This is a genomic window from Enterobacter sp. NFIX58, from assembly GCF_900110475.1.
Lineage (GTDB): Bacteria > Pseudomonadota > Gammaproteobacteria > Enterobacterales > Enterobacteriaceae > Enterobacter > Enterobacter quasiroggenkampii.
On the sequence record NZ_FODW01000008.1, the window covers coordinates 91,605 to 104,746 of the forward strand.

Here is a 13,142-nt window from a genome sequence, read left to right on the forward strand (position 1 = left end):
GAAAATCTTTTGGACATTATTTTGTCATCTCCCTTTATAAAGCCACGTAAAACCCCCGTCGTCAATTGCTGCGAAAACGGTTCAGCAAACGAATAAATGTGGGCAATTTACGAAATTTAATTCGCATTGCGTCAGATAAGAGATGCTTATGGAAATGTGACGAAGATCGCGGGATTTACTCCCCTCACCCTGCCCTCTCGCCAAAGGGGAGAGGGTTAGGGTGAGGGGCAGTTTTTAATGCCAGCAGAAGTGATGCACAACCTGGGTAATCAGTTCGCGGGTGGGTTTGATAAAGCGGGTTTCCAGATATTCATCTGGCTGGTGCGCCTGGTTGATGGAGCCTGGGCCAAGAACCAGCGTCGGGCAAAGCGTCTGAATAAACGGCGCTTCGGTGCAGTAGTTCACCACGTCGGTTTTCTGGCCGAGCAGCTTTTCTACCACATCAACCAGCTGATGGTCCGGCGGGCATTCGTAACCCGGGATGGGCGGATGCAGTTCGGAGACCGTCAGGCGACCCGGCCAGCGTTCGCTCACCGGGGCCAGCGCCTCATTCAGCAGGCCGTCTAGATCGCTCAGGGTCATGCCCGGCAGCGGGCGAATATCCATGTGCAGTTCGCAGCAGGCGCAGATGCGGTTGGAGGCATCGCCGCCGTGCAGGCTGCCGAGGTTCAGCGTCGGGTACGGCACGGTGAACGCGTCGTAGTGATAGCGTGCTTTCAGATCGTCACGCAGGGCCATGATGCGGCCGATGGCATCATGCATCAGCTCAATGGCGTTCACGCCGCGCGCCGGATCGCTGGAGTGGCCGGACTGGCCGAGCACGCGCACGGCGGTAGAGATATGGCCTTTATGCGCGCGAATCGGCTGAAGAGACGTCGGCTCGCCGATGATCGCGCAATCCGGGCGAATCGCCGTGTTTTCAGAGAAGTAGCGCGCGCCCGCCATGCTGGTCTCTTCATCAGCGGTCGCCAGAATGTAGAGCGGTTTTTTCAGCTTCGTCACGTCCACGTCACGCAGCGCGTCGAGGATAAAGGCGAAGAAGCCTTTCATGTCGGCGGTGCCCAGACCGTAGAGCTTGTTGTCGTGCTCGGTCAGGGTGAACGGATCGCGCGTCCAGCGGCCATCGTCGAACGGCACGGTGTCGGTATGACCGGCCAGCAGCAGGCCGCCCGCACCGGTTCCGGTACTGGCGAGCAGGTTAAATTTGTGGCGAGTGCCGGGGACGGGCTGAACCTCAACGTTAAACCCAAGATCGCTAAACCAACCCGCCAGCAGATTGATTAAAGACTCATTGCTCTGATCCAGCGCTTCTTCCGTTGCGCTGATGGACGGTGTGGCAATCAGGGCGCGGTAGATCTCGATAAATGGCGGTAAGTTCATTTTCATTGTTGACACACCTTAGGTCGTGATAGTATCAATATTCATGCAATAAATGTGAATAAAAATACATTAACGTTGAGCATAAAGGAACCCGATGTTGAATACGCTGATTGTAGGCGCTAGCGGTTATGCGGGCGCAGAGCTTGTAAGCTACGTGAATCGCCATCCACATATGACCATAACCGCTTTGACCGTGTCAGCGCAAAGCAATGATGCAGGAAAGTTAATTTCCGATTTGCATCCGCAGCTTAAGGGCATGGTCGATCTGCCGCTGCAGCCCATGTCTGACATCAGCGAGTTTACCGACGGCGTCGACGTGGTGTTTTTAGCCACCGCGCACGAGGTCAGCCACGACCTGGCGCCGCAGTTCCTGGCGGCTGGCTGCGTGGTCTTCGACCTCTCCGGCGCGTTCCGCGTTAACGACGGCGCGTTCTACGAAAAATATTACGGTTTCACCCATCAGCACCCTGATCTGCTTGAAAAAGCGGTGTACGGCCTGGCGGAGTGGAGCGCAGATAAACTGAAAGAAGCGGATCTGATTGCCGTTCCGGGCTGCTACCCGACGGCGGCGCAGCTTGCCCTGAAGCCGCTGATCGACGCGGGTCTGCTGGATCTGAACCAGTGGCCGGTGATCAACGCCACCAGCGGCGTGAGCGGTGCAGGGCGCAAGGCGGCGATCTCTAACAGCTTCTGCGAAGTGAGCCTTCAGCCGTATGGCGTGTTTAATCACCGTCATCACCCTGAGATCACGACGCATCTGGGCGTGGACGTCATTTTCACCCCGCACCTGGGCAGCTTCCCGCGTGGGATCCTCGAAACCATTACCTGCCGCCTGAAGCCTGGCGTGACCAAAGAGCAGGTGAGCGAGGTCTTCACGCAGGCGTATGCGGACAAACCGCTGGTACGTCTGTACGACAAAGGCGTGCCGGCGCTGAAAAACGTGGTCGGTCTGCCGTTCTGCGATATCGGCTTTGCCGTTCAGGGTGAGCATCTCATCGTGGTGGCCGCAGAAGATAACTTACTGAAAGGCGCTGCCGCACAGGCAATGCAGTGTGCAAATATTCGTTTCGGTTTCCCTGAAACGCAGGCTCTTATTTAAGGTGTGATGATGAACCCATTAATTATCAAACTCGGTGGTGTACTGCTGGACAGCGAAGAAGCGCTGGAGCGTCTGTTTACCGCGCTGGTGAACTATCGCGAATCACACCAACGTCCACTGGTGATTGTGCACGGCGGCGGCTGCGTGGTGGATGAGCTGATGAAAGGGCTCAACCTGCCGGTGATCAAGAAAAACGGCCTGCGCGTGACGCCTGCGGATCAAATTGACATTATCACCGGTGCGCTGGCGGGTACGGCGAACAAAACCCTGCTGTCCTGGGCGAAGAAACACCACATTGCCTCCGTTGGCCTCTATCTGGGCGATGGCGACAGCGTAAAAGTGACCCAGCTCGACGAAGCGCTCGGTCATGTTGGACTGGCGCAGCCGGGTTCGCCTAAGCTGATTAACACGCTGCTGGAAGGCGGGTTCCTGCCAGTGGTGAGCTCTATCGGCGTGACCGAAGAGGGTGAGCTGATGAACGTTAACGCTGACCAGGCGGCAACCGCACTGGCGGCAACGCTGGGTGCGGACCTGATCCTGCTCTCCGACGTGAGCGGCATTCTGGACGGAAAAGGCCAGCGCATCGCAGAAATGACGGCAGAGAAAGCCGAGCAGCTGATTGCGCAGGGCATCATCACCGACGGCATGATCGTCAAAGTGAACGCCGCGCTGGATGCGGCACGCACGCTGGGTCGCCCGGTAGATATCGCCTCCTGGCGTCACGCGGAGCAGCTCCCGGCGCTGTTTAACGGCACGCCGATTGGCACGCGTATTTTAGCGTAATCGATTTAATGTTTTGTAGGCCCGGTAAGCGCAGCGCCACCGGGCAATGAAATTCAGAGATATTAAGGAAGCATGTTATGGCACTTTGGGGTGGGCGTTTTACACAGGCAGCGGATCAGCGGTTCAAACAGTTCAACGACTCTTTGCGCTTCGACTACCGCCTGGCCGAACAGGATATTGTCGGCTCTGTGGCCTGGTCCAAAGCGCTGGTGACGGTGGGCGTGCTGACCCCAGAGGAACAGCTGCAGCTGGAAGAGGCGCTGAACAATCTGCTGGAAGAAGTGCGTCTGGATCCGCAGCAAATTCTGCAGAGCGATGCTGAAGATATTCACAGCTGGGTGGAAGGTAAACTGATCGACAAGGTCGGCCAGCTGGGTAAAAAGCTGCATACCGGCCGGAGCCGTAACGACCAGGTCGCCACCGATCTGAAGCTGTGGTGTAAGGATACCGTTGGCGAACTGCTGGCGGCTAACCGTCAGCTGCAGACCGCGCTGGTGGAGACCGCACAGAATAATCAGGACGCGGTGATGCCGGGTTATACCCACCTGCAGCGCGCGCAGCCGGTGACCTTTGCGCACTGGTGTCTGGCCTATGTAGAGATGCTGGCGCGTGACGAAAGCCGTCTGCAGGATACCCTGAAGCGTCTGGACGTCAGCCCGCTGGGCAGCGGCGCGCTGGCGGGTACCGCTTACGAAATCGACCGTGAACAGCTGGCAGGCTGGCTGGGCTTTGCCTCCGCTACCCGTAACAGCCTGGATAGCGTCTCCGATCGTGACCATGTGCTGGAACTGCTCTCTAACGCGTCTATCGGTATGGTGCACCTGTCGCGCTTTGCCGAAGATCTGATCTTCTTTAACTCCGGCGAAGCGGGCTTCGTCGAGCTGTCTGACCGTGTGACGTCCGGCTCTTCGCTGATGCCGCAGAAGAAAAACCCGGACGCGCTGGAGCTGATCCGCGGGAAATGTGGCCGCGTGCAGGGCGCACTGACCGGCATGATGATGACCCTGAAAGGGCTGCCGCTGGCGTACAACAAAGATATGCAGGAAGACAAAGAAGGGCTGTTCGACGCGCTCGACACCTGGCTGGACTGTCTGCATATGGGCGCGCTGGTGCTGGATGGCATTCAGGTGAAGCGTCCGCGCTGTCAGGAAGCGGCGCAGCAGGGCTATGCGAACGCGACCGAGCTGGCGGATTACCTGGTGGCGAAGGGCGTACCGTTCCGTGAAGCGCACCATATTGTCGGTGAAGCGGTAGTGGAAGCCATTCGTCAGGGTAAACCGCTGGAAGATCTGGCGCTGGCCGATCTACAGAAATTCAGCGCGGTTATCGGGGATGATGTGTATCCAATACTGGCGCTGCAGTCCTGCCTGGATAAGCGTGCGGCGAAAGGCGGCGTGTCGCCTAAGCAGGTGACGCAGGCGATTGCGGATGCGAAAAACCGCCTGATTTGATGCCTGAAACGTCGGGTGGCGGCTTCGCCTTACCCGACCTACAAAACCCCAGCCCAACCCTGAGTTGGGCTTTTTTACGCAAAAAAAAGCGGACCACGGGGTCCGCAAAAGTTCACGTTGGCTTTAGTTGTTCGAGTTTTGAGAGAAACTCGCTGACGGTGCGGGGACGTCAAGGGTCAAACACGTGCCGCCTCGTCTATGTGGTGTATTATTCAACAGAATGCTTGATAGGGATAATCGTTCGTTGCTATGCTATCTATCGCCATGAACTATCGTGGCGACGGAGGATGAATAATGAATATTCGTGATCTTGAATACCTGGTAGCGTTAGCCGAGCATCGTCACTTTCGCCGCGCGGCAGATTCCTGCCACGTCAGCCAGCCCACGCTGAGCGGCCAGATCCGCAAGCTGGAAGACGAGTTGGGCGTGATGCTGCTGGAGCGCACCAGTCGTAAGGTTCTGTTCACACAGGCAGGTCTTCTGCTGGTGGATCAGGCGCGCACCGTGCTGCGCGAGGTCAAAGTGCTCAAGGAAATGGCAAGCCAGCAGGGGGAGGCCATGTCCGGCCCGCTGCATATTGGCCTGATCCCAACCGTTGGCCCGTACCTGTTACCGCACATCATTCCGATGCTGCACCAGACGTTCCCGAAACTCGAAATGTACCTGCACGAAGCGCAAACCCATCAGCTGTTGGCACAACTGGACAGCGGCAAGCTCGACTGCGCCATTCTGGCACTGGTAAAAGAGAGTGAAGCCTTTATTGAAGTGCCGCTGTTCGATGAGCCAATGATGCTGGCGATCTATGAAGATCACCCGTGGGCGAACCGCGATCGCGTGCCGATGGCCGATCTGGCGGGTGAAAAGCTGCTGATGCTGGAAGATGGCCACTGCCTGCGTGATCAGGCGATGGGCTTCTGCTTCGAAGCGGGTGCGGATGAGGATACCCATTTCCGCGCAACCAGCCTGGAAACGCTGCGTAATATGGTCGCGGCGGGAAGCGGTATTACGCTGCTGCCTGCGCTGGCGGTACCGCACGAGCGTAAACGTGATGGCGTGGTCTACTTGCCATGCATTAAACCAGAGCCGCGTCGTACGATTGGCCTGGTCTATCGCCCTGGGTCACCGCTGCGCAGCCGATATGAGCAGCTGGCAGAGGCCATCCGTGGTGCGATGGATGGCCATTTTGACAGCGCGTTAAAACAGGCGGTTCAGGCCGTTTAGTGCCGCGACCCGATAGGCTTCCGCCATGGTCGGGTAGTTAAAGGTGGTGTTAACGAAGTACTCAATGGTGTTACCACCACCTTTCTGCTCCATGATGGCCTGGCCGATATGAATGATTTCCGCGGCGCGTTCACCAAAGCAGTGAATCCCGAGGATCTCTTTCGTCTCGCGATGGAACAGAATCTTCAGCGTACCCACGCTCATCCCCACGATTTGCGCCCGCGCCAGATGTTTAAACTGCGCGCGACCCACCTCGTAAGGCACCTTCATTGACGTCAGCTGCTGCTCGGTTTTACCTACGGAACTGATTTCCGGGATGGTGTAGATGCCCGTCGGGATATCTTCAATCAGATGCGCCGTCGCTTCGCCTTTCACCAGCGCCTGAGCCGCAATGCGTCCCTGGTCGTAAGCGGCTGAGGCCAGGCTTGGATAGCCAATGACGTCGCCGACCGCGTAAACGTGCGGCAGGGCGGTCTGATACATGCTGTTGACCTTCAGCTGACCGCGGCTGTCGGTTTCAAGCCCGATATTTTCCAGCTGCAGGGAATCGGTGTTGCCGGTACGGCCGTTGGCGTACAGGAGGCAGTCCGCTTTCAGCTTCTTGCCGGACTTGAGGTGCATGATCACCCCGTCGTCGCAGCCTTCGATCTTCTCGTACTCTTCGTTGTGACGAATGACCACGCCGCTGTTCCAGAAGTGGTAGGAGAGGGAGTCCGACATCTCCTGATCGAGGAAGGCCAGCAGGCGATCGCGAGTGTTGATCAGGTCAACTTTGACGTCCATTCCGCGGAAGATCGACGCATATTCGCAACCAATGACCCCTGCGCCATAGATAATGACGTGGCGGGGTTCATGGTGCAGGCTGAGAATCGAGTCGCTGTCGTAGACGCGCGGGTGCGAGAAGTCCACGTCGGCCGGATGGTATGGGCGTGAACCGCAGGCAATCACAAATTTTTCAGCGGTGATGGTTTCAACCGACCCGTCGTGGCATTCGAGTGCCAGGGTGTGTTCATCCACAAAATGCGCGTTGCCCTGCAAAATTTCACAGTGGTTACGCTCATAAAACCCCTGACGCATGCGCGTCTGCTGGTTAATGACGGTATCCGCGTGGTTCAGGATGTCGGCAAAGGAGGAACGAAGAAGTCGGGAGTGGTCGCTGTAAAGAGGGTTCTGGTTGAATTCGATAATGCGGCTAACGGCGTGGCGGAGGGCTTTCGAAGGGATGGTGCCCCAGTGGGTGCAACCGCCGCCGACATTATGGTAGCGCTCAATGACCGCTACTCTGGCTCCCTGTTTCACCAGACCCATAGCAGCGCCTTCGCCGCCGGGGCCGGAACCAATAACTATTGCGTCGTAATCGTAGGAATGTGGCATGGCAAGGCTTACCTGTTCTTATACATAAAAGCAACAGAATCATAACATCATTGCCAGAGTAACCCAATTATCGTTGTGCTTTTTTCCGGCAGTGGAGCACAAACCGCACGTAAACAATCATTCACAAAGCCAGGCAAACAGATTAATTTTATTCTCTGGTATAGTGCCATCAGGCCTTTGGAAGGATTCAACTATCGTGATGGGCGTAAGAGCACAACAAAAAGAGAAAACCCGGCGTTCGCTGGTGGAAGCCGCATTCAGTCAACTGAGTGCTGAGCGAAGTTTTGCCAGTTTGAGCCTGCGCGAAGTCGCACGTGAGGCCGGGATTGCGCCAACGTCCTTCTATCGTCACTTCCGTGATGTGGATGAACTGGGCCTGACCATGGTCGACGAGAGCGGTTTGATGCTGCGCCAGCTGATGCGCCAGGCGCGTCAGCGTATCGCCAAAGGGGGCAGCGTGATCCGTACCTCCGTGTCGACCTTTATGGAATTTATCGGCAATAACCCCAACGCGTTTCGTCTGCTTCTGCGCGAGCGTTCGGGCACGTCGGCGGCGTTTCGTGCCGCCGTCGCGCGCGAAATTCAGCACTTCATCGCGGAACTTGCCGACTATCTTGAACTCGAAAACCATATGCCGCGTGCGTTTACCGAAGCACAGGCCGAGGCGATGGTGACGATTGTTTTCAGCGCAGGTGCCGAAGCGCTGGATGTCAGCATTGAACAACGCAAGCAGCTTGAAGAGCGACTGGTATTGCAGCTCAGGATGATCTCCAAAGGCGCGTACTACTGGTATCGCCGTGAACAAGAGAAACTGGCACATCAAACCGAAGAGTGAAGGTGAGTAATGAAACAGTCAGGTCAGGATAAAGGGACGCTGTTGCTGGCATTGATCGCTGGCTTATCCATTAATGGTACGTTCGCCGCTATTTTTAGCTCCATCGTGCCGTTTTCGATTTTCCCGCTGATTGCGCTGGTGCTGACGGTGTACTGCCTGCATCAACGCTACCTGAACCGCACCATGCCGGTGGGGTTACCGGGGCTGGCCGCCGCCTGCTTTATTCTGGGCGTATTGCTGTACAGCACGGTGGTGCGCGCGGAGTATCCGGATATCGGCTCTAACTTCTTCCCTGCGGTACTGTCTGTGGCGCTGGTGTTCTGGATTGGCTCGCGCATGCGTAGCCGTAAAAGCCAGTTACCGGAGTAAAGGTTTTTGTCATTGTAGGCCGGATAAGCGAAGCGCCATCCGGCTTTTTTGGCAGGTGGCGCTTCGCTTACCTGCCCTACAAGGCCACATTACTTCGCCGTGAGCAGTACACCGCACTCCATATGGTGCGTATACGGGAACTGATCGAACAGCGCCAGACGTTCAACCTTGTGCGTCTGGCCTAACGTTTCCAGGTTCTTGCACAGCGTCTCCGGATTACAGGAGATGTACAAAATACGCGGGTAGGCCTGCACCATCTTCTCGGTTTCGCTGTCCAGGCCACTGCGCGGCGGGTCGACAAAAATCGTCTCACACTGGTAGCTCTTCAGATCGATGCCTTCCAGACGGTTAAACTGGCGAACGCCGTTCATCGCCTGCGTGAACTCTTCTGCGGCCATACGAATGATCTGCACGTTGTCGATATGGTTGGCGGCAATGTTGTACTGCGCGGCGGCAACCGACGGTTTGGCGATTTCCGTTGCCAGGACGCGATCGAAGTTACGCGCCAGCGCCAGCGAGAAGTTGCCGTTACCGCAGTAGAGCTCAAGCAGATCGCCCGTTGATCCTTCCGTCGCCTTCAGCGCCCACTCCAGCATTTGCACGTTCATTGCAGCGTTCGGCTGGGTGAAGCTGTTCTCGACCTGACGATACACCATCTCTTTACCCGCCACCGGCAGACGCTCGTCGATGTAGTCCTGATCCAGCATGATTTTGGTTTTTGTCGCGCGGCCAATCAGGTGAACGTTGATGTTCTGCGCACGCAGCGCATCGCGCAGCGCTTCTGCTTGCTCGCGCCACTCGTCGTTCAGGACTTTGTGGTACAGCAGGGAGACAATCGCCTGATTGCTTTGCGTGGTCAGGTAGTCAATCTGGAAAAGCTTGTTACGCAGTACCGGGTTGTTACGCACGCCGTCCATTATCAGCGTCATTAATTGGTTAATGAGCTCACTCGCTGCCGGGAAGCTGTCCACGCGGATACGGGACTTCGTCTGCTGATCGAAAATGATGTGGTACAGGTCGTCACCGTCGTGCCAGATGCGAAACTCGGCACGCATGCGGTAGTGGCTGACAGGAGAGCGGAACACCTCGGGAACGGGCGCGTTGAAAGGCGTCATCATACTTTGCAGGCGGACAACTTTCTCTGCCAGCTGCGCGTCGTACTGTTCTGTCGGGAGGTGTTCTGGGGTCATGATGCGTCCTGAGTGATAAAGAATTACGCGGCGATTGTAGGGATTGTTCAGGGGATGTCCAGATTTAATGGCCAATAGCTGTCTGGACATCCATACGTGTCTAATTGTAGCATTCTGTTTCCGGTCTCCTGAGAGTGAAAAGGGAATCCAGTGTAAATCTGGAGCTGACGCGCAGCGGTAAAGACTGGCGGGATGAGCGTTGTAGACACTGTGAAAATGGGAAGTCTTCATCCTTATATAGCCACCTAGCCCGAAGACCTGCCGGGATCACGTCGCATTTGGTTTCATCATCGCGTGCTATCGATGAGGCCTGCGGCATCCTTCTTATATTGTGGATGCTTTAACAATGATTAAAAAAGTATCGCTGTTGACGGCGTTGTCCGTCACGGCATTTTCGGGCTGGGCGCAGGATAGCGCAGACTCGTTGGTGGTGACGGCAAATCGTTTTGAACAACCTGAAAAAACTATTCTGGCTGCAAACACGGTTGTTACGCGTGCCGATATTGACCGTTGGCAGTCAACCTCGCTCCTGGATGTTATGCGTCGCCTGCCCGGCGTGGATACGGCGCAAAATGGCGGGATGGGGCAACTCTCTTCTCTCTTTATCCGTGGCACCAACTCCAGCCACGTCCTGATCCTTGTTGATGGGATCCGCCTTAACCAGGCGGGCGTCACGGGGTCGTCCGATCTCAGCCAGTTCCCAATCTCCCTGGTACAGCGAATCGAATATGTTCGTGGACCGCGTTCGGCGGTATACGGCTCAGACGCGATCGGCGGCGTCGTAAACATTATTACCACTCGCGCGAAGGACGGTACCACGCTGAATGCTGGCGTAGGCTCGCACGGCTACCAGAATTATGGTGGCAGTACTCAGCAAACACTGGGCGACAGCACACGCGTCACGCTTGCGGGTGATTACACCTATACCAAAGGGTTTGATGTGGTTGCGGACGGCAACAATGGTGGCCTTGCCCAGACCGATCGCGACGGCTTTATGAATAAAACGCTCTACGGCGCACTGGATCACGCATTCTCAGACCAGTGGAGCGGTTTTGTTCGCGGCTTTGGCTACAGCAACCGTACTGCCTACGACGGTTACTACAGCTCATTTACCCCTGACGTACTGGTCGATACCCGCCAGCTTTATAGTCAGACCTGGGATGCAGGATTGCGCTTCAATGATGACATCTTCCATTCACAGCTGCTCACCAGCTATAGCCACAGCAAGGACTATAACTACGACCCGAATTTAGGCCGCTACGATTCGACAGCCACGCTGGATGAAATCAAGCAGTACAATGTCCAGTGGCTCAACTCCGTTGATGTTGGCCAAGGGAACATTGGCGCGGGCGTTGACTGGCAGAAGCAGAGCACCGAGCCGGGTACAAACTACGTGACCAACGGCTACGACCTGCGTAACACCGGCGTCTACCTGACCGGGCTGCAGCAGTTTGGTGACTTCACCCTGGAAGGAGCGGTTCGCAGCGATGACAACTCTCAGTTCGGTCGTCATGGCACCTGGCAAAGCAGTGCGGCCTGGGAGTTCGTGGAGGGTTACCGCTTCGTTGCTTCTTATGGTACGGCCTATAAAGCACCGAATCTGGGTCAACTCTATGGTTTCTATGGCAATGACCATCTTGATCCAGAAGAGAGCAAACAGTGGGAAGGTGCGTTTGAAGGCCTGACGGCAGGCGTGAGCTGGCGCGTATCCGGCTACCGTAATGACGTTGATAATCTCATCGACTTCGATAATAATCTCCAGCAATATTACAACGTCGGTAAAGCACGCATTAAAGGTGTGGAAGCGACAGCATCGTTTGACACGGGGCCGTTGACGCATACTGTAGGCTACGACTACGTGGATGCCCGCAATGCCGCAACCAACGAACTTCTGGACCGTCGTGCTAAGCAGCAGGTGAAATATCAGCTCGACACGCAGATCTATGATTTCGACTGGAGCCTGACTTATCACTATCTCGGTACGCGTTACGACACTGACTTTGGTACTTACCCGTCTGAGAAAGTAAAAATGGGCGGTGTAAGCCTGTGGGATGTCGCAGTTTCGTATCCTGTCACCTCACACCTTACAGTTCGTGGTAAAATAGCCAACCTGTTCGATAAAGATTACGAGACAGTTTATGGCTACCAAACTGCAGGACGGGAATACACCTTGTCTGGCAGCTACACCTTCTAATCCGCGTCCCACCGTGCTGGTGTTTGATTCCGGCGTCGGTGGGCTTTCGGTCTATGATGAGATTCGGCATCTCCTGCCGGATCTCCATTACATCTACGCTTTCGATAACGTCGCTTTCCCGTACGGGGAAAAGAGCGAAGATTTTATTGTCGAGCGCGTGGTGGAAATCGTCACTGCGGTACAAAAGCGCTATCCCCTTGCGCTGGCCGTCATCGCGTGTAACACGGCGAGCACTGTTTCTCTTCCCGCCCTGCGTGAAAAATTCCAGTTCCCGGTTGTGGGCGTCGTTCCTGCAATAAAGCCTGCCGCGCGTCTGACAGCGAACGGCATTGTGGGCTTGCTGGCCACGCGAGGCACGGTAAAGCGTCCTTATACCCGCGAGCTGATCGACCGTTTCGCTAATGAATGCCAGATTGCGATGCTCGGTTCGGCTGAGCTGGTGGAGATGGCGGAAGCGAAGCTGCATGGCAAGTCGGTATCACTCGACGAGCTGCGTCGTATTCTTCGTCCGTGGCTGAGGATGCCCGAACCCCCGGATACCGTTGTGCTGGGCTGTACCCACTTCCCGCTACTCCTGGAAGAGCTATTAGAGGTACTGCCGGAGGGGACGCGTCTGGTGGATTCCGGAGCGGCTATTGCCCGTCGTACGGCATGGTTGCTGGAGCATGAAGCCCCGGATGCGAAATCTACCGATGCGAATATCGCGTTTTGTATGGCGTTAACAAAAGAAACTGAACAACTTTTACCCGTTTTACGCCGTTATGGCTTTGAAACGCTCGAAAAACTGGCGCTATAGCACGGTTTTGAGCAAAAAAGAGACGGTTGAAAGTTTTTTTTAAAAGAGGGGTTGTCAACGTCTGAGAACTCCCTATAATGCGCCTCCACTGACACGGAACAACGGCTTACAGGCCGCCGGGTTAGCGGGGTTCAGAGATGAACGCCAACAGAGAAAAGCGAAAATAATCACTTGACTCTGTATGAGGAAAACGTAATATACGGGACCTCGCAACGGTGAGCGAAAGCCGCGTTGCACTGCTCTTTAACAATTTATCAGACAATCTGTGTGGGCACTCAAAGTGACATGGATTCTTAACGTCCTCGGACGAAAAATGAATACCAAGTCTCTGAGTGAACATACGTAATTCATTACGAAGTTTAATTCACGAGCATCAAACTTAAATTGAAGAGTTTGATCATGGCTCAGATTGAACGCTGGCGGCAGGCCTAACACATGCAAGTCGAGCGG

Annotated in this window: 11 protein-coding genes, 1 rRNA gene and 1 riboswitch; of the genes, 9 read left to right on the forward strand and 3 right to left on the reverse strand. The window is 55.7% G+C overall.

What is annotated here, in order from left to right; translation table 11 throughout:
• Nucleotides 1–234 precede the first annotated feature (234 nt).
• Nucleotides 235–1,386, reverse strand: a complete 1,152-nt coding sequence (gene argE / locus BMW97_RS21910) for an acetylornithine deacetylase (protein WP_045909127.1) — start codon at nucleotides 1,384–1,386, stop codon at nucleotides 235–237.
• Between the two features lie 88 nt (nucleotides 1,387–1,474).
• On the opposite strand from argE, the gene argC reads away from it, so the two are divergent.
• The 4 genes from argC to oxyR all read left to right on the forward strand — a co-directional run bounded on the left by argC (nucleotide 1,475) and on the right by oxyR (nucleotide 5,934).
• Entirely contained in the window at nucleotides 1,475–2,479 is a 1,005-nt protein-coding gene (gene argC / locus BMW97_RS21915; protein ID WP_045909128.1) for an N-acetyl-gamma-glutamyl-phosphate reductase, read from the forward strand.
• 6 nt (nucleotides 2,480–2,485) lie between these two features.
• A complete protein-coding gene (gene argB / locus BMW97_RS21920) occupies nucleotides 2,486–3,262 on the forward strand; it encodes an acetylglutamate kinase (RefSeq protein ID WP_086374972.1) in 777 nt (258 codons plus the stop codon).
• Between the two features lie 77 nt (nucleotides 3,263–3,339).
• Nucleotides 3,340–4,713 carry an argininosuccinate lyase gene (gene argH / locus BMW97_RS21925; protein ID WP_045909130.1) on the forward strand — a complete coding sequence of 458 codons (1,374 nt, stop codon included), beginning with the start codon at nucleotides 3,340–3,342 and terminating at the stop codon, nucleotides 4,711–4,713.
• A 294-nt stretch (nucleotides 4,714–5,007) separates the two neighbouring features.
• Complete coding sequence (oxyR, locus tag BMW97_RS21930) at nucleotides 5,008–5,934, forward strand: DNA-binding transcriptional regulator OxyR (RefSeq protein ID WP_044597477.1); 927 nt, start codon at nucleotides 5,008–5,010, stop codon at nucleotides 5,932–5,934.
• On the opposite strand, the gene sthA is transcribed toward oxyR, so the two are convergent.
• Nucleotides 5,908–7,308 carry a Si-specific NAD(P)(+) transhydrogenase gene (gene sthA / locus BMW97_RS21935; protein WP_008501785.1) on the reverse strand — a complete coding sequence of 467 codons (1,401 nt, stop codon included), beginning with the start codon at nucleotides 7,306–7,308 and terminating at the stop codon, nucleotides 5,908–5,910. The genes oxyR and sthA overlap by 27 nt on opposite strands.
• Before the next feature lie 196 nt (nucleotides 7,309–7,504).
• Between sthA and fabR the strand changes: the two genes are divergently transcribed.
• Both fabR and BMW97_RS21945 read left to right on the forward strand, forming a co-directional pair.
• Nucleotides 7,505–8,143 carry an HTH-type transcriptional repressor FabR gene (gene fabR, locus BMW97_RS21940; protein ID WP_008501784.1) on the forward strand — a complete coding sequence of 213 codons (639 nt, stop codon included), beginning with the start codon at nucleotides 7,505–7,507 and terminating at the stop codon, nucleotides 8,141–8,143.
• Between the two features lie 9 nt (nucleotides 8,144–8,152).
• Nucleotides 8,153–8,512, forward strand: coding sequence for a YijD family membrane protein (locus tag BMW97_RS21945; RefSeq protein WP_008501783.1), 360 nt, complete (start codon nucleotides 8,153–8,155; stop codon nucleotides 8,510–8,512).
• A gap of 89 nt (nucleotides 8,513–8,601) precedes the next feature.
• Here the strand turns inward: BMW97_RS21945 and trmA are convergent, their stop codons facing one another.
• Nucleotides 8,602–9,702, reverse strand: a complete 1,101-nt coding sequence (gene trmA / locus BMW97_RS21950; RefSeq protein WP_045909131.1) for a tRNA (uridine(54)-C5)-methyltransferase TrmA — start codon at nucleotides 9,700–9,702, stop codon at nucleotides 8,602–8,604.
• Nucleotides 9,703–9,806: 104 nt separating this feature from the next.
• A riboswitch (cobalamin riboswitch) is annotated at nucleotides 9,807–9,983 on the forward strand.
• Between the two features lie 65 nt (nucleotides 9,984–10,048).
• Between trmA and btuB the strand changes: the two genes are divergently transcribed.
• The 3 genes from btuB to BMW97_RS21970 form a co-directional block, all read left to right on the forward strand.
• Entirely contained in the window at nucleotides 10,049–11,896 is a 1,848-nt protein-coding gene (btuB, locus tag BMW97_RS21955; RefSeq protein WP_045909132.1) for a TonB-dependent vitamin B12 receptor BtuB, read from the forward strand.
• The gene (gene murI, locus BMW97_RS21960) at nucleotides 11,841–12,692 is read left to right on the forward strand and encodes a glutamate racemase (RefSeq protein WP_045909133.1); all 852 of its coding nucleotides are present in this window, start codon (nucleotides 11,841–11,843) and stop codon (nucleotides 12,690–12,692) included. Before btuB ends, murI begins: the two co-directional genes overlap by 56 nt.
• A 381-nt stretch (nucleotides 12,693–13,073) precedes the next feature.
• Nucleotides 13,074–13,142: ribosomal RNA gene (locus BMW97_RS21970) — 16S ribosomal RNA — on the forward strand; the annotation flags it as partial.